The following is a 24843-nucleotide window of genomic DNA, read 5'->3' as shown; positions in this document are numbered from 1 at the left end:
GTCTCCTTAGCGGTTCTGCTCGGGGTTCCATTGGCTGTAGCGATGGCCGCGCAGAAACTGCCACAGCCCGATACTCATGCCCGCCAGCGTCACCAACACGAACGCGGCCAGACGAAAAGGCCTGGGCAAACGGTGGCCTACATCCAGCAAGCCGATCAACGCAATGGCGTAGCCGAGCAGTTGCGCCACCAGGCTCAGGCGATAGAACAGATGGTCATTCCACAGCCAGGCGTTGCTCAGCAGCAGCGGCAATAGCAACACCGGCGCCAGGCGGCGGATCAGTTTGTGGCTGATCAGGCCGATGGCGTAAAGCCCGTGACGCAAGGGGTTGAGCAACTGTCGGCGCTGGGCCAGGCTTTGCAGACCGCCGACGGTGACCCGCTGGCGCCGACGAAACTGTTTGTTGGCTTCGTCCACGCCCTGGTCGGTGACCCGGGCCAGTGGTGCATACACGATGGATTTTCCCGCCGCCGGCGCACAGGTGCTGAGGAAGAAGTCGTCGTTGACCTGCGCCGGTATTGGCTCAAACAGCTCGCGCCGCAGGGCCAGCAAGGCGCCGTCGGCCGAGACCATGCAGCCTGTGCGGCTCTCCACCTGACGCAGCCAGCCTTCGTAATGCCGATACAGGCTGTCGCCCAGGCTCAGGCCCTTACCCGGCACCGGGATTTCCATGTGCCCGGCACAGGCGCCGACTTCCGGATCGCCCAGCGGGGCCAGCAGGTGCCCAAGGGTATCGTCGGCCCATCGGTTGTCGGCGTCGGTGAACACCAGGATCTCTCCAGTGCTATGGGCCACGCCGGTATTCAGGGCAGCGGCTTTGCCCTGACGCGGCAGGTCAAGCACGGTGATACGCGGGTCGACTACCTGGCGAGCGCACGCCACCGTGTCGTCGGTGGAACCGTCGCTGGCGAGGATGATTTGCAGCGAGCGCGCCGGGTAGTCCTGGGCCAGCAAGGTGCGCAGTTTTTCTTCGATGTGCCGTGCCTCGTTGTGGGCAGCAATGACAATGCTGGTGTCCATCGGCAACGCCGGCCCGTAGCGCCGCAGCGGAAACAGCGGCGCCAGCAGGCTCAGCATCAGCGGATAACCGAGGTAGGCGTACACCGGCAGCAACAGGCATGACCAGTAAAGGAATTCAGCCACGGGCAGGTCTCCTGACGTTCCAATGACAAAGGTTGAGAAGCAGCGCGGCGCCAGTCAGGTGCAAGCGCACCCCGTGCAAGGCCCACAGTTGCAGCGTCAGGCGCAGGTCGCGCCCGCTTTGACGCAGACTGAGGAATAACGCGGGCAGGGAGGTCATCAGCAGCAGCATCAGCGCAATACGCGGCTGGCCCTGGAACAGGGCGACCAACGCCAGAAAGTCCAGGCCCCAGGCCCCGATGGACAGCGCCGGAAAGCGCAGCAGGCGCAGACTCGGACCATGGCTGCGCAGCAATTGCACATGGCTGCCCTGGCGCCACAGTTCCTTGCTCATCCACTCCCGCCAACTGCCTTCGTAGCCCCAGTGCAGGGCCACGCTTTCATTGACCAGCAGCAACTGCGCACCGGCGTCGCGCAGGCGCAGGGAAAAATCCTTGTCTTCGCCAGTGCGCAGGGTTTCGTCGAAGCCAGCGACCTGCTCAAACCACTGGCGACGCAGCAACAGGTTGGCGCTGGGCAGCCATTGCACCCGATGCAAGGGACGCGAACCCGGACGCTGGCTACGGCGTTGCCAGGCTTGGGCGAACCAGGGCGCCTGACGGGGGGTGTCCAGGTCTAGGCCAAGCACATCGCCCTGGCCGTCGAGTTCCAGCAACAGCTTGAGCCAGTTGGCCGGCATCTCGATGTCGGCGTCGATGAACGCCAGCCATTCCCCGTGAGCGACGGCTGCACCGCGGTTGCGCAGGGCGCCGATGTGTACGCCGGGCACGATCAGCACTCGCGCGCCCAGTTCGTTGGCGATGCGCGGGCCATGATCGTCGGAGCCGTTGTCCACTACGATCAACTCGCAGTCCAGTTGCGCCTGGCGGGCGGCTTCCTGCGCCGCCAGCAACGTACGAGCAATGTGTCGGGCCTCGTTGAACATCGGGATCACAATGCTGATGCGGCTCATGGACGGGCCTCCTGCGGTGCTGGCTGTTCGGCGTCGTAGCGCAACACGCTGGTGAGGGCGAGCACGATCCACAGCAACTTATGGTTGGGGGCGCTGAGGAACATCAAAAACAGCGTCAGCGACAGGAAACTCATGCCCAGGTGCGTCACCAAGTCTGCCTGCGCCCAGTCCCTGCGCTGCAACCAGAGCTGGCGGGCGCGCAGCAGGTTGTACAGACCCAGGCCGAGCATGCCGACGAACATCAGCCCGCCAGGGATGCCGATCTCGCTGAAGATTTCCAGGTAGGTGTTATGGGCCCGGCGATACAGATCTCCCAGCTTGCGATTGGCCGAGAACGCCTTGGCGTAGCCGGTGGGGGCGTAGTGCAGCGGGAAGGTGCCCGGACCGCTGCCCAGCACCGGGTTCTCGCGGATCATTTGGCTGCCGACCACGATGTATGAGGCACGACGGCCCAGGGATTCGTCTTTATGGGCATTGGCGCCGGCGCTGAGGATGCTCAGCGACTGGATGCGCGCCACGTAGCCGGCCGGCATCACCGCAATCACCAAGGGAATCATGATCGCCAGCCCGAGCATGGCGAAGCCCAGGTGCCGTGGGCGGATGCGCGGCAATTGTGCGCGATAGTGATAGAGGCCAATCACCAGGCTAAGCAACAGCACCACCAGCCCCGAGCGCGATTCGGTCTTGGTCATGCCGCCCAGCAGCAGGATGAAACAGCCGCCCCAGAACAACCGGTGCAGCAGGTTCGGGCTGCGCAACACCAGCAACAATGCCAGTGGCACGGTAAGGGCGATCAACAGGGCAAAGGCGTTCGGGTCTTCCAGCAGGCCGGACGCACGGCCCTGGTCCTGGTATTTGACCGAAAACATTGCCAGTACGCAGGTAGTGGTCACGCTCAGGGTCATCAGCCGGCAGAACAGGTCCAGGTTCAGCTCACGGCCGATCAGCAGGGTAATCACGAACAGAATCAGCCCCACCATCAATTCGCGCAGATGGGTCATGGACAGGCCCAGATTCTGCGACAGCAACAGGCTCAGGCCATAGAGCATCATGAAGGCGATCAGCGGGCGCCAGATATTGCTGCGCAAGCGTGAAGAAGGGATCTGGCGCAGAGAGAGTTGCAACATCAGGATCAGAATCAGCGCCACGCCAAAGAATTTGCTGCCCGAGAAGGCGTTTTCCTTGAACAGGCCCTCGAACGGCACCAGTGCGGCGATGCCCAGCAGGCCCCAGCCGGGTTTGCGGTACAGCACAGCGACGCCCACCAGACCGAGCACCGCCCCCGGCGCCAGGAAAGGATAGGGGCTGGCCAGCAACATCAGGCAAACCAGACCCAGCAGACTGACAATCGAGAGCGGGACAATCATGGACGAGCCTCCCGTGCCGTGCGGATATAGAGCTGCGACCAGCGTTCGGCCAGGGCCCGCAGGTCATAACGGTCCCGCTGGGTGCGGCGGGCGTTGTCGGCCAGGATCCGCGCCAGGGGTGGTTCGCTGAACAGCGTTTCGATTTGCCGGGCCAGTTCGGCGCTGTCGGCCGGTGTTGCGAGCAGGCCGTTGTGACGGTCCTGCAGCACATCGGGAATGCCCCCGACACCGAACGCCACCACCGGCACTCCGGCCTGCATCGCCTCGAGCAGAATCATCGGCGTGCCTTCGGTGCGCGAACTGATCACCAGCGCGTCGAGCTGACTCCACCAAGGGTTCATGTCGGTCTGATAACCGGGTAGCTCGATGCGCGTTGGCAGCCCTGCGTCAGCAATTCGCTTGAGCAAAACCTGACGTTCCGGGCCGTCGCCGAGCATCACTGCATGCAGCGCTGCATGCCGCTGGCACAGGGGAATCATGGCGTCGAGGAACAGGTCCGGGCCTTTCTCGCTGCTTAGGCGGCCGACATAGCCGACCCGCCAGCGCAGCCTGTCGTCGCGGTGGGGCAACGGCACCGTGACCGCCGGCAGGCCGTTGGGGATCACGTCGAGCTTTTCTGCGCGCACGCTGGCTCGACGGTGCAGCGCGGCAATGCTTTCGGCCACGCAAACCACCCGATTGACCGACGCGGTGCGGCACAGTTGCAGGCTCAGCCAGGTGTAGAAACGCTGCTTGGCGCTGCGCGGGGTGAAGCCGTGCTGAGTGATGACCAGCGGCAAGCGCAGCAACGTGGCCGCGGCCCAACCGAACAGCAGGCCCTTGAAGTTGTGGGTATTGATCAGCGGTTGCTCGTGCCGTCGCTGGCGCAGGTGCTGCAACAGTTCGGTCCAATTGGCGCAGTGGCGGCAATCGACCCCGGCCTGGCGAAAGCGCGTGATCAAAGTCGGCGGCGCCGCCAGGAACAGCACCTGGTGCTGCCCCGGCGTGGCCAGGCAATGATCGAGCAACATCCGCTCGGCCCCGTAGAAGCCGCCGCTGTCGAGCAAGTGAATGATCGGCAGGGCGCTGCTGCGGCAGGTCGGGCCGAACGGCGCGTTCAATTGCGCACCCAATGGACCAGGCTGGGCAGGCTCCAGTTGCGGTGCGGGTTGACCTGTTCGGGGTTCTGCTCGTTGATCACCAGCAACACCGGTACATCCAGTTGCTGGGTAATCTGGGCAGGGTGCTTGAAGCGATGGTCGAAGAACTCACGCACATAGACCAGGGCAATCGCCAGGAGCAAGCCGCTGAACAGACCGAAGGCAATAATCAGCGTCGGCTTGGGGAACGCCGCGGCGGTTGGTTCGAACGGCGGGCTCAGGACGCGGGCGTTGGACAGGTCGTTGTTCAGCGAGCGGACGGTGCTGCTTTCGGCGAACCGTTGGGCGTAGGTGGAGAACGCCGCATGCAGGGCATTGATCTCGGTGTCCATCTGCCGCAGCTTGCTCTGGGTTTGCTGCAACTGATGGATGCGCTCTTTGAAGTCGGCGATGCGCGCGGTTTTCTGGTCGATCACCGAGCTGACGACTGCCAGGTCGTTGGTGCGTTCCTGGATGCGGTTGCTCACCACTTTGAGAAACTGCTGGCGGGTGCGCGCGATCTGCTCCCGGGTCAACAACATCGGTTCGCTGCCGGGCTGGAAGATCGCCAGATCATTCATGTAGCGGCTGACCTGGGTGGTCAGTTGCTCGCCCAGTTGTTTGATTTCCCGGTCTTCGAAGGCGATGTTGTCCATGGTGGTGGTGAAGGTGAAGGGGAAGGTGTAGTCGTTGAACCGTGAGTTGTTCGCCGCCGCCAGGCTGGTCTTGAGGTAATCAAGCCAGCGTTGGCTTTGCAGCAGACGATCGCGGTACAGGTTCAGGGCCTGTTCTTCGGTATTGATGGCGTTCAGACGGAAGGTGATTTCCTCCTTGGGATCGGAGGAACTGACGTCTTCAAGCAACGCCAGGCGCGTGCCTTCCAGGCCGTCGAGGCGAGTCTGGTACTGGGTTTTCTTCTGCTCATAGAAGGCTTGCGGCAGCTCGATCGATTGCAGGTTCTGGCGAGCGGAGAGGTAGTTCTCCAGCAGTTGCGCCACAAACCGGGTGCCCTGGGCCGGGTCGCCGAAGCTGTAGATGATGGAAATGACGTTGGAGCCGGGCAGGGTTTCGATTTTCAGGTTGGCGATGGCTTCGTCGGTCAGCATGTCGAGCGTGGTATCACGTACCGGATCGACCTCCAGTCCCAGGCCGTCGCGCAACGGGTTGACGATGTACTCGCGCAGCGGCGTGGTGACATAGCGCTTGAGCGGTTCGCTCACCCATTTGTTGAGGATACCCGGGCTTGGGCTGTACTCACCCTGGTCGCGCAGGGTGCCGATGGTTTGCCGGATCAATGCCGGTGAACGCAGGATATTGCTCTCGGTTTCCATGTCCGCCAGGGACGGTGGAATGAAGGTGGCGTCTTCCTGGTTCAGCGACGTGGTGGCGTCGCCCTGGGAGAGTTTTTTCGACTGGACGATGACCTGGGCGGTGATGTCGAAGCTCTGTTTGAGCATCAGCGGCAGCGTCAGGGCAATCACGGCGAAGATCAGGAAGACGCGCTTCACCCACTGCTTGTTGGCGAAGAAAATCCTGAAGAACTCATGCAGATAGTTTTCTTTGGGGTTCATGATCAATTACCTGCTGCCGAAGAAGTGGCGCTGCCGTTGCTGTCGGATCTGCCGTCGTCGCCTTTGCTGTCAAGGCGGTAGCCGAAGCTGACACCCATGCCCTGGAACAGCACCACGTCGGCCAGTTGTCGGGCCATTTCACCGGCTTTGGCCAGGCCAGTCTTGGGCACGAAAAGCATGTCTTCCGGTTGCAGGTAGGCGATCTGCGAGGCGTCACCGCTCAGGGCTTTTTCCACGTCATAGTGGCGGGCTTCAACCTGGTTGCCGTTGCGGCGCATGATCACCACCGAGTCGAGCCGGGCCTTGATGTTGGTGCCTCGGGCCAGGGTCAGGGCTTCGAGGACCGAGATCGGCCGGCGGATCGGGTAGGAACCGGGCTGGGCGACTTCCCCGAGGACATAGATTTCGTTCCCAGCGGTGGACTTGAGCAGCACATCGACGGTCATGCGCCCCGGCAATTGGGCGTAGCGCTCGTTGAGGAAGGTTTCCAGTTGATTGACGGTCATGCCTTGCAGCGGCACGGCACCGATTTCCGGGAAGCTTGCGTAACCATCCCGGCCCACGGTGATCTCCCGGCTCATGCCGGTGCCCGGGTGGGTCAGGGTGTTGCGCAGTTTTGTCTCGTTGCTCAGGGGGCTGGTGACCTGCACCGTCAATTGATTGCGGTTGGGCTGGAACAACATTTTGCGGTCATAGGCACGTTGTACCTCCAGGCGTGCTTCGTCCGTGGTCAGCCCGGCGATTTTCACCGAGGTGTTGGCCCCCGGCAGTTCGATACTGCCGTCGGGCATCACCTGTTGCGCGCCGTTGAGCTGGCTGGCGGCGGTGAAGTTCAAGGCCACCTGGTCACCCGGCTGGACCCGGTAGGCATCCGACCCGCTGGTACTGATGTGAAAGATCACATCCAGCACATCCTGCGGGCGCAGGGTCTGTTCGACCCGGGGCATGTCGGTGGCCTGGGCGTTGGCCGGTGCGGCCGTGAGGATCTGCACCGGCATTGAGCGGGTTTCGGTGTGGCTGCTGCAACCGGCAAGCGGCAACAGCAGCAGGACAAGCAATCTGGCGTTCATCTCGTCATCCTTTTGCAGGCTTACAGGTTGTTGTAGAGCCACTTGGGCATGTAGTACTTGCGGCGGTTGAACACGCTGCCCACCACCTTGGCGCCGGCCTGGGCCAGACGCTGGCGAGCGGCCTGGGCCACCTCCCAACGGGTGTCTTCACCGCGTACCACCAGCACCACGCCGTCCACCTGGGTACTCATGACCAGGGTGTCGGAAGCCGAGTACACCGCGTCGGCGTCGATCACCACAAAGCGGTACTGCCCGGCCAGTTGCTTGAACAACGGGCGAAGCTGCTCGGCGTTCAGATGCTCGGCATTGCGCCCCAGACGGCCGTTGGGCAGCACGTCGAAAGGCAGGCTGGAGGTTTGCACCACGCAGTCCTGCAACAGGGGCGGGGAGAGGCTGTTGAACAGCAGGTCGCTGAAGCCGCGCTCCTTGTGCAGCGACAGTTGCTGACTGAGGTTGCGCGGCGACTGGCTGGCGTCTACCAGCAGCACGCGGCCGCTGCTCATCTGCGCCAGTTGAGCGGCCAGGGCCATGGCACTGGTACTGGTTCCGGTGCCGGTGTTGGCGGCTGTCAGAAGCAGGATCCGCAAGGAAGGATCAAGCACGGTCGAGGTCAGGTTGGTCTCGCTCGGGCTTGCGATGGTCAGGATATTGGTTGAACCGTCCATTTAACTCGCTCCGTGGCCGCTGAAAACTTTGAAAGGGGTGATCATCAGGATCTTCAGGTCCAGCAACAGGCTTTGTTCGGCGATGTAGCTGAGGTCCAGTTCCACGCGCTGATCGAAGTCGATGTTGCTGCGCCCGGAGATCTGCCACAGGCCGGTCAGGCCGGGGTAGATGCTCAGGCGGACAAGATGGTTGTCCTTGTAGCGGTAGGCGTTGAACGAGGTCGGCCGCGGGCCGACCAGGCGCATGTCGCCGGTCACCACATTGATCAGGTTGGGTAGCTCGTCGAGGCTGCTGCGTCGCAGGAACCGGCCGACGGGGGTGATGCGCGGGTCGTTGTCGATCTTGAAGTCGATGGCATCGGCGCCGTGCTTGTTGAGGTGACGCAGTGACTCCTTGAGCGCCTCGGCATCAGCAACCATGGTGCGGAACTTGTACATGCCAAAGACCCGGCCGCGGTATCCGGTGCGCTTCTGCACGAACAACACTGGACCGGGGCTTGAGAACTTGATCAGCAGCGCCAGACCCAGCAACAGCGGGCTGAGCAGTAACAGAATCGACAACGCGCCGAGACAGGCCACCACTCGATTGGTGCGCGAGACAGTCCAGGGTCGACCGCCGACGCGACCGGTCAGCCAGCCGCGGCCCTGACGATGGATGGCCGCGTCCAGGCGTCGGCGGTGCTCGGGATCGACGCGCTTGTCGCCCCCGAAGGCGGTGATAGGGATGCTTTGCTCATGTCGGGTCATAGACTCCTCCGCTGAAGGTTGGTCGCAAGCGTTCGGCTGCAAGCGGTGTCGGCGATAGGCAGGGGGTAGTAATCGAGGAACCAGTCGATGAAGCGGCCCAGGCCGTCATCCAGTTCAATGCGCGGCTGGAACCCGGTGGCCCGTGCCAGGTCGCTGGCATCGGCGCAGGTGTTCAGCACGTCTCCGGGCTGCAGGGGCAGCAGTTCGATCCGGGCGGTTTGTCCCAAGTGCTTTTCCAGCAACGCCACATAGGTGCGCAGCGCTACCGGGTGCTGCCCACCGATGTTGTAGATCCGCCAGGGCGCTGCGCTGGTGGCCGGGTCCGGTTGATCGCGATCCCACTGCGGTGTGGCATGGGGCGGGCGTTCGATCAGCCGGGCAATGCTTTCGATGATGTCGTCGATATAAGTGAAATCGCGCTGGTGCTCGCCATGATTGAACAGCTGCAACACGTGGCCTTCGGCGATGGCGCGGGCGAACTGGATCGGTGACATGTCCGGCCGGCCCCAAGGACCGTACACGGTGAAAAACCGCAGGCCGGTGCACGGGATGTCAAACAGATGGCTGTAACTGTGAGCCATCAGTTCGTTGGCCTTTTTACTGGCCGCGTAGAGCGACAGCGGATGGTCCACACCGTCCTGTACTGAGTAAGGAGTGCGCTGGTTGGCGCCATACACGGAGCTTGAGGAGGCGTAGATCAGGTGCTTGACCGGATGGTGGCGGCAGCTTTCCAGAATGTTCAGGAACCCGGTGAGGTTGCTGTCGACATAGGCCCGCGGATTCTCCAGGGAATAACGCACGCCGGCTTGGGCGGCGAGATGAATCACCACCTCCGGGCGGTGCGACTGGAACAACTCATCGATGGCCGAGGCATCGGTCAGGTCCACCCGTGCCAACGGAAAATCCCCCGCCTGGTCTTTCACCCATGCCACGCGGTCATGCTTGAGTTGCGGGTCGTAGTAGTCGTTGAAGTTGTCCAGCCCCCACACCTGATGACCGTCGCGCAGCAGCCGCAGCACGCAATGGGCGCCGATGAAACCGGCCGCGCCGGTCACCAGAATGTTCACGCCCGTGGCCCCAGGGTCAGGGGACTGGGCACGGTGTGACGCAGCCCGATGCCGCGATACAAGAGACCGGCGGCGGCCAGGTGTTCCGGGTTGTAGAGGTTGCGGCCATCGATGATGACCCGGGCGCGCAACTTGCTGGCCAGCATGTCGAAATCCACCACGCGGAAATTCTTCCATTCGGTGCAGATCACCAGGGCGTCTGCATCTTCCAGGGTGTCGTCGCGGGTGGCGCACAGGTTCAGGTCTTTGCGGTAGCCGTAGAGGCGTCGGCATTCGGACATGGCCTCCGGGTCGTAGGCATGGACCCGAGCGCCTTCGCGCCACAGCGCTTCCATCAGGTAGCGGCTGGGGGCTTCGCGCATGTCATCGGTGTTGGGTTTGAAAGCCAGGCCCCAAATCGCAATCGATTTGCCGGCCAGGCCTGTGGGGAACTGTTGCGTCAGTTTCTCGAAGAGAATGTGCCGCTGGCTGTCATTGACATCGGTGACGCTGCGCAGCAGGCGCAATGGCATGCCGCTCTGTTCGGCGGTGTGCAGCAGGGCGCGCAGGTCCTTGGGAAAGCATGAACCGCCAAAGCCGCATCCGGGGTAAATGAAGTGATAGCCGATGCGTGGGTCCGAGCCGATGCCCTTGCGCACCGCTTCGATATCGGCGCCCAACCTTTCGGTGAGATTGGCCAGTTCGTTCATGAAGCTGATGCGGGTGGCGAGCATGGCATTGGCCGCATACTTGGTCAGTTCGGCGCTGCGGTTGTCCATGAACATCAGTTTTTCGCGGTTACGGCAAAAGGGCGCGTACAGCTCGCTCATCTGGTCGCGAGCCAGCGGGTCGGCGGTGCCGATAATGATCCGGTCCGGGCGCATGCAGTCGGCCAGGGCGCTGCCTTCCTTGAGAAACTCGGGGTTGGACACCACTCGCACATTCAGCTGTTTCAGACCCCGGCGAGCCAACGCCTGACGGGCGCATTCGGCGACCTTGTCGGCGGTGCCGACCGGCACCGTGGACTTGATGATCAAGGTACGGTCGCTGTCCATGAAGTCAGCGATCTGGCGGGTGACCGCCAGTACATGGCTCAGGTCTGCCGAACCGTCTTCATCGGCCGGCGTGCCGACCGCGATGAAAATCAGTTCGCCGTGATTGACCGCATCGCTGGCCTGATCACTGAACAGCAGTCGACCACACTTGATGTTCTCTTCGAGTAATTCGGACAGCCCGGGCTCGCTGATCGGCGGCACCGCTTGTTGCAGCTGACGGATCTTGTTGGGGTCAATGTCGATGCACAAAACGCGGTGGCCGACGTCAGCCAGCGCAGCCGCTTGAATCAACCCCACATACCCCGTTCCAAATACGCTCACGTCCATTCTTGGCGCGCCTCGCAGACCGTGTGATGTAACTCGGATGAAACTGTTTAGAGGGGTATAGCGCAGCTTCAGAAAATCGTGTCAGCAAAATGACAGTTGTCACTGTTGGCAAACTCGACAGAACTTGGCCTTTTGATATCAAGTCATTGACTGGTTTAGAAAAGTGCCGTTTTTAAAGGGCTTTAGCGGAATTTAACTAGGCGATGAACGGTAATTATCCATAGGTTTTTACGTTTAACTTGCTTAAAGCGTGTCATTTTTGGGCTAACTTTTTTTTGACGCTTCGGCCGGCTGGTGCTTTTCTTGCGCTTTGGAAAGCCGCTGCTAACGTGCAGAAAACGACCCCTTCTCCAACGCCGCCCTATCGCCGAGAAAGACATGCTCCGATACCTCAAGGAACTGCTGCTGGTGCTCTATCTGATCAGGGGATATGACTATTACCTTGATCGTCTGAATGCCCTGGGTTGGGGATTCGCCACGTTGCTGTTCGGTGCGATGTTCATGGTCTTGGTGGTGGCGCTGTGGATGAGCGCGTACATCCGCCAAACCCTCGTGCGCCATCTGTTTGCGCTGGCGATGTTTGGTTCGGCGGTGTTCTTTGAGGTGTACACAAGGGTGACGGACAGCTACCTGACGTACAGCCAGTTCGTGTCTCTGGTGTATTCGGGTGGTTTTGTCGGGGAGGCGGCGCACCAGTATCGCGAGGTGATTGTCAGTGCCGCGACCGGCGGCCTGTTGTTGCTGTTGGGGCTCGGTCTCAAGCCTCGGCGGACGGTGCCATTGCCCGGGTATTTGCCAATCGCCGCGCCTGTGCTGGGTGTGTTGTTGCTCAGTGGGGTTTTATTCGTCCGGGCGGGCGAAGGCGCGCGGGGTCTACCGGTGATGTACACACCGCTGGCCTATCTGAATCTGTTCGTTTACGAAACTCTGCATAACACCGTCGGCCCTCGGGAGCCGATCCGACTGACGCGGCCAACATCGCCGATCGAGCACGATATTGTGCTGATTATCGATGAAAGCGTCGCCGGGAATTATCTGGATATCAACGCGCCATTCGGCGTGCAAAGCGGTTTGAAGACTCCACCGGACGGCGTGGAAATTTTCAATTTCGGTTACGCGGCCTCCATCGCCAATTGCAGCGCCGACACCAACGTCAGCTTGCGTTATGGCGGTACTCGCGACGATTACGTGCGCATCAACAGCACGTTGCCGTCGATCTGGCAGTACGCCAAAAAGGCCGGGTTGCGCACGGTCTATATCGACGCCCAGCGCACCGGTGGTCGTCTGCAGAACCTGATGACCGACACCGAAAAAAACGATATCGACGACTTCGTGCAATTCGACGGGACCCCGGTGTTTGAGCGCGACATGGCGGTCGCCGCGGCATTGATCCAGCGGCTAGGTAATGACCGGGCCGAGCTGATAGTGGTCAACAAGCTCGGTGCGCATTTTCCCGTGCATGATAAATACCCGGATGAGTTCATGAGTTATCGTCCCGCCCTGCCGCGCGGGCGATTTCTCGAGGTCGCCGACACCGGCCAACGTGACGGTTTTGATGGCCGGACCCATGACTGGGAGCTGTACCGCAACGCCTACCAGAACACCTTGTTGTGGAATGTCGGAGAGTTTTTCAAGCGGCTCTTCCAGCAGGCCGATTTAAACAACGCCGTGTTGATCTACACCTCCGACCATGGCCAGGACCTTCACGAGCGCGGCAACCCCGGGCTCAACACCCACTGCGGCGGTGACCCGGCGGCGGAGGAGGGACTCGTGCCGCTGGTGGTCATAGAAGGCGCGCGGTTGCACACCCTGGATTGGCAACATGCATGGGCACAGAACAAGGACCGGTCCAGTCACTACAACATCTTCCCGACGCTGTTGCAGTTGATGGGGTACGACCCGGCCGGTGTTGAAGCGACCTATGGAAAATCCCTGAACCAACCAACTGAAGACGCTTTTACCTTCAATTACCGCTTCAATGCGCGGCTAGGGGCGATGCCTGAGTGGAAACACATCGACCTCAAGCACATTGTCACACCGGGGCCGGCTCAGGCCGAGATGGCGGCGGGTCAGTCGGGCTCGATGTCGAATGTGCCGCCGTCATCGCGAGCGGGCTCGCTCCCACAGTAGTCCGAGTTGTTCGCAGACCTTGCCCCCGCAGATCCCCTGTGGGAGCGGGCTTGCTCGCGAAGGCGGTGTGTCAGTCGGGCTCGATGTTGAATGTGCAGGCTTCTTCGCGAGCAAGCCCGCTCCCACAGTAGATCTTCGTTGTTATCAAGCCTGGCGGTTACACAAACTACGCTCTATCTGCGCGATCCCTTCGAGGGGGCTCCCACATTAATTATGTGTCTGGCTGGCTTGCGGATTACCCGACGGTCGGTTTTTCCACAGCACCAAACAGCATTGTCTACAGTTTAAAGCGACGGTAGTTCCGTTGCCGTCACCGTGATCGTCCAGAAAAATCCGGCCAATGCACCGGGTTTCCACCTGATCAGGAGTGCACGATGGACCTCAACCGTCGTCAGTTCTTCAAGGTCGCTGGTCTCGGCCTTGCGGGCTCAAGCCTCGGCGCGCTGGGCATGGCCCCGACGCCAGCTTTCGCCGAACAAGTGCGTCATTTCAAACTCGCCCATACCCATGAAACCCGCAACACCTGCCCGTACTGCTCGGTCGGTTGCGGCTTGATCATGTACAGCCTGGGCGACAATGCGAAGAATGTCGCCCAGAGCATCATCCACATCGAAGGCGATGCCGACCATCCCGTCAATCGCGGCACCCTCTGCCCCAAAGGCGCAGGCCTGCTCGATTTCATTCATAGCCCCACGCGTCTCCAGTACCCGCAGGTGCGCAAGCCCGGCACCACGCAATGGACGCGAATCTCCTGGGATGAAGCGCTGGATCGCATCGCCGACCTGATGAAGGCCGACCGCGATGCCAATTTCATCGAGAAGAACGCCCAGGGGCAAACGGTGAATCGCTGGCTGACCACCGGTTTCCTGGCGGCGTCGGCATCGTCCAACGAAGCGGGGTACATCACCCACAAGGTGATTCGCAGTCTCGGCATGCTGGGGTTTGATAACCAGGCACGTGTCTGACATGGCCCGACGGTGGCAAGTCTTGCCCCGACGTATGGCCGTGGTGCCATGACCAACCACTGGACCGATATCGCCAACGCGAATCTGGTTCTGGTGATGGGTGGCAACGCCGCCGAAGCGCACCCTTGCGGTTTCAAATGGGTCACCGAAGCCAAAGCCCACAACAAGGCGCGGCTGATTGTGGTCGACCCGCGTTTCACCCGTACGGCCTCGGTGGCCGACTATTACGCACCGATCCGCACCGGCACCGACATTGCCTTCATGGGCGGGCTGATCAATTACCTGCTGACCGAAGACAAGATCCAGCACGAATACGTACGCACCTATACGGACGTGTCGTTCATCGTCAAGGCTAACTACGGCTTCGAGGATGGGTTGTTCAGCGGTTACGACGCGAGCAAGCGCATCTATACCGACAAGTCCGGCTGGGGCTACGAAACCGGCGAGGACGGTTTCGCCAAAGTCGACCCGACCTTGCAAGACCCACGCTGCGTCTATCAATTAATGAAGCAGCATTACAGCCGCTACACCCTGGAGCTGGCCAGTCAGGTCTGCGGCATGCCCGTGGATGCAATGCAGAAAATCTGGGAAGAGATCGCCACCTGCTCGCAACCGGGCAAAACCATGACGATTCTCTACGCGCTGGGCTGGACCCAGCATTCGACAGGCTCGCAGATGATCCGCAGCGCGGCCATGGTGCAACTGCTGCTGGGCAACGTCGGCATGCCGGGCGGGGGCGTCAATGCCCTGCGCGGGCACTCCAACATCCAGGGCCTGACCGACTTGGGCTTGCTGTCCAACCTGCTGCCCGGTTACCTGACCCTGCCGGCCGAGGCCGAACAGGATTACAACGCCTACATCGCCAAGCGCGCACTCAAGCCGCTGCGTCCCGGGCAGATGTCTTATTGGCAGAACTACGGCAAGTTTCACGTCAGCCTGATGAAAGCCTGGTACGGCGCCAATGCCACTGCCGAGAATAACTGGGGCTATGACTGGCTGCCCAAACTGGACATTCCCGGCTACGACATCCTGAAAATGTTCGACATGATGGGCAAGGGCGAGGTCAATGGCTACATGTGCCAGGGCTTCAACCCGATCGCTGCCTTGCCGGACAAGAACCGGGTAATGAAGGCGCTGGCCAAACTCAAGTGGCTGGTGGTGATGGACCCACTGGCCACCGAAACCTCGGAGTTCTGGCGCAACGCCGGACCTTACAACGATGTGCAAACGGCCGAGATCCAGACCGAAGTCATCCGTTTGCCCACCACCTGTTTCGCCGAAGAAAGCGGTTCGCTGGTCAACAGCGGTCGCTGGTTGCAATGGCACTGGAAGGGTGCCGATGGCCCGGGGCAGGCGCGCACGGACGTGAAGATCATGGCCGAGCTGTTCTTGCGCCTGCGCAAGCGTTACCAGGCCGATGGTGGTGCCTTGGCCGAGCCGATCCTCAAGCTCCACTGGCCCTACAAATTACCGGATGACCCGTCGCCGGAAGAGCTGGCCCGGGAATTCAACGGCTACGCCGTATCCGATGTCACCGACGCTTCAGGCGCGGTGATCAAGACGGGTCAGCAACTGTCCGGCTTCGGCCAACTCAAGGACGATGGCAGCACGGCGTCCGGGTGCTGGATTTTCTGCGGCAGCTGGACCGAGCAGGGCAACCTGATGGCCCGGCGTGACAACAGTGATCCTTTCAGCATGAAGCAGAACCTGGGGTGGGCCTGGTCGTGGCCGATGAACCGGCGGATTCTCTATAACCGCGCCTCTTGCGACCCTCAAGGCAAACCATGGGGCCCGAACAAACGGCTGGTGTGGTGGAACGGCAAGGTCTGGACCGGCACCGACGTGCCCGACTACAAGGCCGACGCCGCACCGGAAGCGGGCATCAACCCGTTCATCATGAACCCCGAAGGCGTGGCGCGTTTCTTCGCCCTCGACAAGATGAACGAAGGGCCATTCCCGGAACACTATGAACCGTTCGAGACGCCCATTGGCATCAACCCGATGCACCCCAACAACAGGCAGGCGACCAGCAACCCGGCCGGGCGGATCTTCGATTCAGTCTGGGACACCCTCGGGCAGGCCAAGGACTTCCCTTATGCGGCGACCAGCTACCGGCTGACTGAACACTTCCATTTCTGGTCCAAGCATTGCCCGATCAACGCTATTACCCAGCCCGAACAGTTTGTCGAAATCGGTGAAGTCCTGGCCAAGGAGAAGGGCATTGCTGCCGGTGACCGCGTGCGGGTCAGTTCCAAGCGCGGGCACATCGAAGCGGTGGCGGTGGTGACCAAGCGGATTCGTCCGCTGCAGGTCAACAATCAAGTGGTGCACCAGATCGGTATCCCGTTGCACTGGGGTTTCACCGGCGCCACCCGTCACGGTTACCTGACCAACACCCTGGTGCCGTTCCTCGGCGATGGCAACACACAGACCCCGGAATCCAAGTCATTCCTGGTCAACGTGGAGAAAGTCTAAATGGCCAGCCAAGACATCATCGCCCGTTCGGCCACCACCACCATGCCGCCCTCGGTGCGCACGCAAGAGGCAGTGGCCAAGCTGATCGACACCACCAAGTGCATCGGCTGCAAGGCCTGCCAGGTCGCCTGCTCGGAATGGAACGAGCTGCGCGACGATGTCGGTCACAACCTCGGCACTTACGACAACCCTCAAGACCTCAGCGCAGACACCTGGACCTTGATGCGCTTCACCGAGCATGAAACTGACGCCGGTAACCTCGAATGGCTGATCCGCAAGGACGGCTGCATGCACTGCGCCGAGCCCGGCTGCCTGGCGGCGTGCCCGAGCCCCGGCGCGATCATCAAGCACGTCAACGGCATCGTCGATTTCGATCAGGACCATTGCATTGGCTGCGGGTATTGCATCACCGGTTGCCCGTTCAACATTCCGCGCATCTCGCAAAAGGACCACAAGGCTTATAAATGCACGCTGTGTTCGGATCGGGTGGCGGTGGGGCTGGAGCCGGCCTGCGTGAAAACCTGCCCGACCGGCGCCATCGTTTTCGGCAGCAAGGAAGACATGAAAGAACACGCCGCCGAACGTATCGTCGACCTCAAGAGTCGCGGTTTCGAAAACGCCGGTTTGTATGACCCCGAAGGCGTCGGCGGTACTCACGTCATGTATGTGCTGCACCATGCCGACACACCCAGGTTGTATGCCGGGTTGCCGGATCACCCGGTGATCAGTCCGTTGGTGGAGCTGTGGAAAGGCCTGAGCAAACCCCTGGCGTTGCTGGCCATGGGCGCGGCGGTGCTGGCCGGGTTCTTCCATTACGTGCGCGTCGGGCCACAACGGGTCGAGGAAGACGAACATCCAGTTACCCTTGACCCAGCGGTGCATGAATTCGATCCATCGGTGCACACCTTTGATCCGACGAAACCCGGCGGGGAGGACAGGTCATGAACGACAAAACGATCCTGCGCTACACCTCCAACCAGCGCACCAATCACTGGCTGGTGGCGATTCTGTTTTTCATGGCCGCGCTGTCGGGGCTGGCCTTGTTCCATCCGGGACTGTTCTGGCTCAGCAACCTGTTTGGCGGCGGTTCGTGGACGCGCATTCTGCATCCGTGTATGGGCGTGGCGATGTTTGTGCTGTTCCTCGGCCTGGTGTTCAGTTTTTGGCGGGCGAATTACTTCAGCGCCAACGACCGGTTGTGGCTCAGGCGCGTCGGGACGGTCATGCGTAACGAGGAGGAGGGCGTACCGCCAATCGGCAAATACAACCCGGCGCAGAAAGTGCTGTTCTGGGTCTTGCTGATCTGCATGCTGGTGCTGCTGTTCAGCGGGTTGGTGATCTGGCGTGCCTGGTTCAGCGCGTACTTCGGCATCACCAGTATTCGCTGGGCGATGCTTCTGCATGCGCTGGCAGGGTTCATCCTGGTGCTGAGCATCATCGTTCACATCTATGCGGGTATCTGGATTCGTGGCTCGGTCCACGCCATGGTGCGTGGCAGAGTCAGTCGCGCCTGGGCGAAAAAACACCATGAACTCTGGTATCAGCAAGTGACCCGAGACGAGAAGCCTGAACGACCGATCACCAAAAAAGGATGACCCCTTGGCCACGATCCTTGAGCCTGGGCAGATAGAAGCGGCGGCGAGCTCACCGCCGTTTCTGTACCTGCCACCGAATAACCTGTTCACCTTGCGCGCGCTGCGTCTGGACCACCTGGCCGACGGGCATCCCATGGCGGACTATCTGCGCTTGATCGCGGGGCTGTGCCACGCCCAGCAGAAATTGATGGACGATCCGCCCGTGGCGGCCATGCCCGATCCCGAACGTCTTCGGGTGTGCGTGGAACATGGTTTGCCACCGTTCGCCGCGGACAGTCTGGTGCGCGAAAACGTTTGGTTGCCGTATCTCGAAGCCTTGTTGCAACGCTATCAGCCACCGCCACAAACAGCGGTAGAAAACGCCGTGGCGACTTTGCGTAGTGCCAACCCGGGGCTGCTCAAAGCGTGGGCGATTGCCTTGGTCAGCGGACAGTATTCAATGCTGCCGGCAGCGCTGGTGCCGTTCCTCGGTGCAGCGCTGCAAGCGGCCTGGAGCCATTGGTTGCTGGGTTCACCGAACCTTGAACTCAAGCGCGGCAACAGTCTTAGTCAATGCCCGGCCTGCGGTTCACCGGCGATGGCCGGAGTGATTCGTCATCGCGGCAAATACAACGGATTGCGTTATCTGGTGTGCTCGTTGTGCGCTTGCGAATGGCACGCGGTGCGGGTCAAGTGCGTGTATTGCGAACAGAGCAAGGGGCTGCAATACGTCAGCTTCGAGGATGACCGTCATGCTGCCAATCAGGCGCCGTTGCGGGCGGAAGTCTGCCCCGGCTGCAGCAGCTATCTGAAACTGATCTACCTGGAAAACGACGCCGAAGCCGAAGCGCTCTCGGCGGACCTGTCCAGCCTGATGCTGGACATGCGCCTGGAGCAGGAAGGCTACCAGCGCCCATCGCCGAATCTGATGCTGGCACCGGGAGGCGACTGAGCCTGTCCTCCTAAGCCTATCCCTATGAGCCCAGCAGCTACACTCAGACGCGACGGTCATTCGCTTCCGGGAGCCTCTGATGTCTGCAACCTCCGCCAGCCCAGTTTTGCGGCTGCCCTCCATCGACAGCTTGCTGCGCCATCCCGCCTGCCAGGTGTTGGCTGAGCGTTATGGGCGTGACGCGCTGCTGACCGGCCTGCGGCAACTGCTCGATGATCTGCGCGAGCCGATGCTCAAGGGTGAACTCGCTGCCGTTGAAATAGCTCCCGACGTATTGGCGGGCAGGGTGGGTGAGCGTCTGGCGATCCAGCATCGCAGCCAGGTTCGTCGGGTGTTCAACCTCACCGGCACGGTGCTGCACACCAACCTCGGGCGCGCGTTGCTGCCGGAGTCGGCTATCGAAGCCGTTCAGCTCGCCGCCCGCTATCCGCTCAATCTGGAATTTGATCTGCACAGCGGCAAGCGCGGCGACCGCGATGATTTGATCGAGGGGTTGATCCGCGAGCTGACCGGCGCCGAAGCGGTGACCGTGGTCAACAACAATGCCGCCGCCGTGTTGCTCGCCCTCAATAGCTTGGGCGCGCGCAAGGAAGGCATCATTTCCCGTGGTGAACTGATCGAAATCGGCGGTGCCTTCCGCATTCCCGACATCATGGCCCGCGCCGGAGTGCGGCTGCACGAAGTGGGCACCACCAACCGCACCCATGCCCGCGATTACGAGGCGGCCATCGGTCCGCGCAGTGGCCTGGTGATGCGCGTACATGCGAGCAATTACTCAATCGAAGGTTTCACCGCCCGGGTGCCGACGGCTGAACTGGCGGAGTTGGCTCACCGCCACGGACTGCCGCTGCTCGAAGACTTGGGCAGCGGCAGTCTGCTGGACCTGACTCGCTGGGGCCTGCCCGCCGAACCGACGGCGTGCCAGGCCCTGATCGATGGCGCGGATATCGTCACCTTCAGCGGCGACAAACTGCTCGGCGGTCCCCAGGCCGGGTTGATAGTCGGCCGCAAAGACCTGATCGCGAAGATCAAGAAGAATCCGCTCAAGCGCGCACTGCGGGTCGACAAGCTAACCCTGGCAGCCCTCGAAGCCGTATTGGCGCTGTACCGCGATCCTGATCGGTTGGTCGAACGCCTGCCGAGTCTGCGCCTGCTGACCCGCCCCCAAACCGACATCTTCGCCCAGGCCGAACGCCTGCAACCGTCACTGGCACAGGTATTGGGTGACGGCTGGAGCGTCAGCGCGGTACCGGCGCTGGGCATGATCGGCAGCGGCAGCCAGCCGGTGGCTCGCTTACCTAGTGCTGCGTTATGCCTGCGGCCCAACGTATCCAAACGTCTGCGCGGGCGGCGATTGATGGGGCTGGAAGCCGCGTTTCGTCGGTTGCCGATTCCCGTGCTCGGGCGCATCGACGGCGATGCGCTTTGGCTGGACCTGCGCCAGCTCGACGACGAAGCCGCGTGGTTGGCCCAGCTCAATCAACTGCAGGAGGAGGGCCGGGACGGGTGATTGTCGGCACAGCGGGGCACATCGATCACGGTAAAACCTCTTTGCTCCAGGCACTGACCGGCCAGGCTGGCGACCGTCGCCGGGAAGAACGCGAACGCGGCATGACCATTGACCTCGGCTACATCTACGCGGCGCTGGAACCGGCCGCCGTGCTGACCGGTTTTATCGACGTACCCGGCCATGAGCGCTTCACCCACAACATGCTCGCCGGTGCTCAGGGCATTGATCTGGTGTTGTTGGTGGTGGCGGCCGATGACGGTGTCATGCCTCAGACCCGCGAACATTTGGCGATTGTCGAGTTGCTGGGCATCCCTCGGGCACTGATTGCAATCACCAAATGCGACCGCGTCGACCCAGCTCGTGTGCAAGCCGTCCGGGAACAGATCCAAGCATTGCTTGCACCCGGACCTTATGCCGGCGCGCCGAAAATCGCGCTGTCGAGTGTGACCGGCGAAGGCGTCGAGACACTGCGTAAAGCCTTGCTGGATGCGCAACATGAGGTGCTTCAACGCAGCGCCAGCGGCGGTTTTCGCCTGGCGATTGATCGGGCTTTCAGTGTGGCCGGTGCCGGGATCGTGGTGACCGGAACCGCGTTGTCTGGCCAGGTGGCCGTGGGCGATACGCTGATGTTGAGTCCGCTGGGTAAACCGGTGCGGGTGCGCGGCCTGCATGCGCAGAATCAGGCGGCTGACAGCGCAACGGCCGGGCAGCGAGTCGCGCTGAACCTGAGTGCCGACCGTTTGGCCCTGGAGCAGATTCACCGGGGCCACTGGTTGTTGGCCGAATGGCTGCATGCGCCGCCCCAGCGTCTGGATATCGAGATGACCTTGTTGGTCAGCGAGGCGCGCAGCTTCGAGCACTTTCAGCCAGTGCACGTGCATCTGGGCACTCAGGACGTGACCGGGCGAGCGGCCTTGCTGGAGGGCGCCAGCCTGGCACCGGGCGAGCAGATGTTCGCACAATTGCTGGTGAACGCGCCGGTGCTGGCGGTAAAGGGCGATCGTTTGATCCTGCGCGACCAAAGCGCTCAACGCACTCTCGGCGGTGGCCGGGTGCTTGACCCGTTCGCCCCGGCCCGACACCGCCGTAGCCCCGAAAGACTGGCGCAGCTAAAGACGCTGGCCACAACGACCAGCCTGGAAGATGCACTGCCGGCGCTGCTGGCCAACAGCGACACCGGGCTCGATCCGCAGCGTCTGGAACGCCAGTTCAATCGTCCGCGCGATAGCTGGGTGTTGCCCGATGACGTGCGCTTGATCGATACGCGGCAAGGGCCGTTGCTGTTCAATGCTGCCCGCTGGGAAGCCTTGAAAGCGCCACTGCTGGAACACCTGGCACGCTTTCATCAACTCGAACCGGATCAAATGGGACCAGACAGGGATCGCCTGCGTCGCTTCGCCGGCACCGCGCTGGACCGGCCGACCTTTATCAGCCTGCTCGAGGAATTACTGGCCAGCGGTGCGATTGTCGCCAGCGGCCCTTGGCTGCATTTGCCCGATCACCAGGTGCGATTGAGCGAAGACGATGAAACCCTGTGGCAACAATTACAGCCGTTGTTCGAACAGGCGGGTTTCGATCCGCCGTGGGTGCGTGATCTGGCTAAAGCGACAAGCCATGAAGAGGCCACCGTGCGTCTGCTGCTGCGCAAGATGGCGCGTTTGGGGTTGATGCATCAAGTGGTCCGTGACTTGTTTTATACCGAGCCCCTGGTGCGCCGATTGGCGGCTATGCTGGTGCAATTGGTCAGCGATGACCCGGTGATTCAGGTCACCGCGTTTCGCGATGCCGTGGGCCTGGGGCGCAAGCGCAGTATTCAGATTCTGGAGTACTTCGACCGAATCGGCCTGACCCGACGCTTTGGCGACCGGCGCCACATCCGGCTCGACAATGCACTGGCCCAACAAACAGAAGACTGAGTTCAAGGAAGGCAATCGCGCCCGGTGGCGCGGCCGGGCTTCAAACCCGGTTGGGGACGGCATCCGTTCCCGGGCAGGTTCGACTCCGGCTGCCTTCCGCCATTTGATAGAGCACAGGGACAGGTGCAATCGCTGTGGGAGCGAGCCTGCTCGCGATAGCGGTGTATCAACTGATAGAAATGTTGAATGTGAGTCCGTCATCGCGAGCAGGCTCGCTCCCACAGTAGTCCGAGTCGCTCGCAGGCCTTGCGTACCCCGCAAAGCCGTGGGGGGCTTACTGGGTTGCGGCGATCGGGTCGAGTCGGGCTGGGTCGTGCAGGAGGGAGAATCCCAGGTCGCGCAATGTGTGGCCGATGAAGCGTGAGCCCACATCATTCAAGTGTGCGTCATCGCGGTACAGCAACTGCCCGTCAATGATCGGGCTGCAGAGTCCCGCTGGGCATATCACTTGATTGGGGTCGATAAACCGCACCTGGGTCAGCCTGGCGCGTATCCCTTCCCAATAAGGCGCGGTGATATCCAGTGGGGCCGAGCATGGACGATCGGTGCCGAACATCAGGCGACGCACGGGGCAGGTCGCCGCGTTATCGATGTTCTGGTTGCGCAGAATCACGATGACCTGGCCGGTGTTGTTCGCCACGCGCTTGATGCTTGCTTCGATAATCTGCGCGGCCGCCGCATCCCTGGGCCAGGCGCCGGCCAGCACGACGTAAGGGTAGTGGTTCTGCTTGATCAGCTCGAACACCCGGGCATTGCGCGCCACGCAACGCTCGCCATACGCCGCGGACACCTCGGCGGCATAGCCGAAAATCGGCGGGCAGGCATCCAGGGTGTAGTCCATCAACCTGATGCCGTTGGGTTTGGCCAGGATATCGACCATGCCCGTGAAGTGATTGGCGAACGAGTCACCCACCATCATCCCGTCCAGTTGCTCCTTGTACGCACCGAGCCGGCAATCCGGATCGGGGTCGGCGCCGTACCGCGCACTGGGCATATGGCAACCGCTGCGAAGCCGGTTTGGTTTGCTCAGCGCCATGGCCTCGAGCCTCGACACTTCAGGCGCAAAACGCTGTGGAAAGCCATTCCACAGCAGGCTCAAGACCGCCAGAGCGGCCAGCCCCAGGACTGGGACCATGAATCGCCGGCCCAGTACGCGAGAAAATTGCAACTGCGCGCCGCTCCGTCGAAACGCAATTTCGACAAACCGCCAGGACCCCCACGACAACAGAATCGCCACCACTACCAGTGACAGGCCTACAGAAAGGGATATGTCGACGCCCAGATAATTCAGGTAGGCAATCAACGGCCAGTGCCATAAATACAGCGAATAGGAAATCAGGCCTATGAACACCATGGGTCGGTTGGTCAGCAGGCGCGAGCGAGCCTCACCGCTGCCGGCCAGAATCAGCAGCGCGGCCCCCAGGCAAGGTATAACAGCATTGACGCCGGGGAAGGGCGTGTCCGGGCTCAGGGCAAACAAGGAAAAACCAATCAACCCATACCCCGCCGCTGTATAAGCCAGCACTTCTATCCTGCCGAATGTACGTGGCTGATAAAGATAGATACCCAGCGCTCCGCCCATCATGAGCTCGAAAAACCGTGTGGGCAGCAGGTAATAGGAGGCCGTGGCAAAGACGTTCGTGGCGTATTCGGAAAGCCCCACTGCCGCCACGATACCGACGCCCAACACTGGCAGTACATGGCGCGGCACCAGGCGATAGAGCACCAGGATCAACAGCGGCCAGATCACATAGAATTGCTCCTCAATCCCCAGGGACCAGGTATGCAACAGTGGCGCCTCGCTGGCATCGGCGGCGAAATAGTTTCCGTACTTCATCCAGATATAGATATTCGAGACACCCAGCAGGGAGAACAGCGCACTGACGTTGAGCCGCGTCAGGTCGGCCGGGGAAAGAATGAAGGCCCCGGCGATCACGCTCGCCAACAACACCGTTGCCAATGCCGGAACGATGCGGTTGATGCGCCGCTGATAAAAACGTTTCAACGAAAAGGTGTTGTCCTTGATCTCGGAAAACACTTGGGAAGTAATGAGAAAACCCGAGATGACGAAAAAAATATCGACACCCACGAACCCGCCCGGCATCAGGTTGGCGTTGAGGTGATGAATGAACACGGCCAGCACCGCAATACAGCGAAGCCCATCGATATCGGGGCGATATTTGGTTTGATGCATGTCGGCGATCGTCCTTGAAGAGGAGTCAATCCAGGTGCGTCATGTTTATGACGAGTTTGCCGACAGCAG

At 61.5% G+C, this 24843-nt stretch carries 18 protein-coding genes and 1 tRNA gene; 8 read left to right on the top strand and 11 right to left on the bottom strand.

Translation table 11 applies throughout. The features are described from left to right. Positions 1–6 precede the first annotated feature (6 nt). The 10 genes from PSH57_RS19105 to PSH57_RS19060 are packed head-to-tail and all read right to left on the bottom strand — an operon-like array spanning position 7 to position 11058. Positions 7–1143 carry a glycosyltransferase family 2 protein gene (locus PSH57_RS19105; protein WP_305444706.1) on the bottom strand — a complete coding sequence of 379 codons (1137 nt, stop codon included), beginning with the start codon at positions 1141–1143 and terminating at the stop codon, positions 7–9. Beyond that, positions 1136–2092: a glycosyltransferase gene (locus PSH57_RS19100; protein ID WP_256232744.1), complete on the bottom strand. Its 957-nt coding sequence runs from the start codon at positions 2090–2092 to the stop codon at positions 1136–1138. The genes PSH57_RS19105 and PSH57_RS19100 overlap by 8 nt, the downstream gene beginning before the upstream one ends. Further along, a complete protein-coding gene (locus tag PSH57_RS19095) occupies positions 2089–3459 on the bottom strand; it encodes an O-antigen ligase family protein (protein WP_305384848.1) in 1371 nt (456 codons plus the stop codon). The genes PSH57_RS19100 and PSH57_RS19095 overlap by 4 nt, the downstream gene beginning before the upstream one ends. Continuing rightward, positions 3456–4559, bottom strand: a complete 1104-nt coding sequence (locus PSH57_RS19090; protein WP_305384846.1) for a glycosyltransferase family 4 protein — start codon at positions 4557–4559, stop codon at positions 3456–3458. The genes PSH57_RS19095 and PSH57_RS19090 overlap by 4 nt, the downstream gene beginning before the upstream one ends. Then, positions 4556–6148 (bottom strand): GumC family protein, encoded by a 1593-nt coding sequence (locus PSH57_RS19085; protein WP_305384845.1) that lies wholly within the window; start codon positions 6146–6148, stop codon positions 4556–4558. The genes PSH57_RS19090 and PSH57_RS19085 overlap by 4 nt, the downstream gene beginning before the upstream one ends. A 2-nt stretch (positions 6149–6150) precedes the next feature. Further along, positions 6151–7218 carry a polysaccharide biosynthesis/export family protein gene (locus PSH57_RS19080; protein WP_305384844.1) on the bottom strand — a complete coding sequence of 356 codons (1068 nt, stop codon included), beginning with the start codon at positions 7216–7218 and terminating at the stop codon, positions 6151–6153. Between the two features lie 20 nt (positions 7219–7238). Then, positions 7239–7883, bottom strand: coding sequence for a CpsD/CapB family tyrosine-protein kinase (locus PSH57_RS19075; RefSeq protein ID WP_305384842.1), 645 nt, complete (start codon positions 7881–7883; stop codon positions 7239–7241). Then, positions 7884–8630, bottom strand: coding sequence for a sugar transferase (locus tag PSH57_RS19070; protein WP_305384841.1), 747 nt, complete (start codon positions 8628–8630; stop codon positions 7884–7886). Beyond that, positions 8627–9697: an NAD-dependent epimerase gene (locus PSH57_RS19065; RefSeq protein WP_305384839.1), complete on the bottom strand. Its 1071-nt coding sequence runs from the start codon at positions 9695–9697 to the stop codon at positions 8627–8629. Before PSH57_RS19065 ends, PSH57_RS19070 begins: the two co-directional genes overlap by 4 nt. Continuing rightward, entirely contained in the window at positions 9694–11058 is a 1365-nt protein-coding gene (locus tag PSH57_RS19060) for a UDP-glucose dehydrogenase family protein (protein ID WP_305384837.1), read from the bottom strand. Before PSH57_RS19060 ends, PSH57_RS19065 begins: the two co-directional genes overlap by 4 nt. A 378-nt stretch (positions 11059–11436) precedes the next feature. Here PSH57_RS19060 and PSH57_RS19055 point away from each other — a divergent pair, with 378 nt between their 5' ends. From PSH57_RS19055 to PSH57_RS19020, 8 genes are all read left to right on the top strand, one after another. Further along, complete coding sequence (locus PSH57_RS19055; protein WP_305384835.1) at positions 11437–13188, top strand: sulfatase-like hydrolase/transferase; 1752 nt, start codon at positions 11437–11439, stop codon at positions 13186–13188. Between the two features lie 374 nt (positions 13189–13562). After that, positions 13563–16628 (top strand): formate dehydrogenase-N subunit alpha, encoded by a 3066-nt coding sequence (fdnG, locus tag PSH57_RS19050; RefSeq protein ID WP_305384833.1) that lies wholly within the window; start codon positions 13563–13565, stop codon positions 16626–16628. Then, positions 16629–17573, top strand: a complete 945-nt coding sequence (fdxH, locus tag PSH57_RS19045) for a formate dehydrogenase subunit beta (protein WP_305384831.1) — start codon at positions 16629–16631, stop codon at positions 17571–17573. Further along, entirely contained in the window at positions 17570–18223 is a 654-nt protein-coding gene (locus PSH57_RS19040; RefSeq protein ID WP_305444705.1) for a formate dehydrogenase subunit gamma, read from the top strand. Before fdxH ends, PSH57_RS19040 begins: the two co-directional genes overlap by 4 nt. 4 nt (positions 18224–18227) lie before the next feature. Beyond that, positions 18228–19154 carry a formate dehydrogenase accessory protein FdhE gene (fdhE, locus tag PSH57_RS19035; RefSeq protein WP_305384828.1) on the top strand — a complete coding sequence of 309 codons (927 nt, stop codon included), beginning with the start codon at positions 18228–18230 and terminating at the stop codon, positions 19152–19154. A 79-nt stretch (positions 19155–19233) separates the two neighbouring features. Further along, positions 19234–20664 (top strand): L-seryl-tRNA(Sec) selenium transferase, encoded by a 1431-nt coding sequence (gene selA, locus PSH57_RS19030; protein WP_305415999.1) that lies wholly within the window; start codon positions 19234–19236, stop codon positions 20662–20664. Then, the gene (gene selB / locus PSH57_RS19025) at positions 20661–22580 is read left to right on the top strand and encodes a selenocysteine-specific translation elongation factor (protein WP_305384824.1); all 1920 of its coding nucleotides are present in this window, start codon (positions 20661–20663) and stop codon (positions 22578–22580) included. Before selA ends, selB begins: the two co-directional genes overlap by 4 nt. Positions 22581–22586: 6 nt before the next feature. Then, positions 22587–22682 (top strand) — tRNA-Sec (locus tag PSH57_RS19020). 172 nt (positions 22683–22854) lie between these two features. Here PSH57_RS19020 and PSH57_RS19015 read toward each other — a convergent pair. Further along, complete coding sequence (locus PSH57_RS19015; protein ID WP_305384823.1) at positions 22855–24774, bottom strand: acyltransferase family protein; 1920 nt, start codon at positions 24772–24774, stop codon at positions 22855–22857. Positions 24775–24843: the final 69 nt, after the last annotated feature.

This window comes from Pseudomonas hefeiensis, assembly GCF_030687835.1.
Taxonomy (GTDB): domain Bacteria; phylum Pseudomonadota; class Gammaproteobacteria; order Pseudomonadales; family Pseudomonadaceae; genus Aquipseudomonas; species Aquipseudomonas hefeiensis.
Note: the sequence above shows the minus strand (reverse complement) of the source record. Positions and strands in the feature narration are given on the sequence as shown.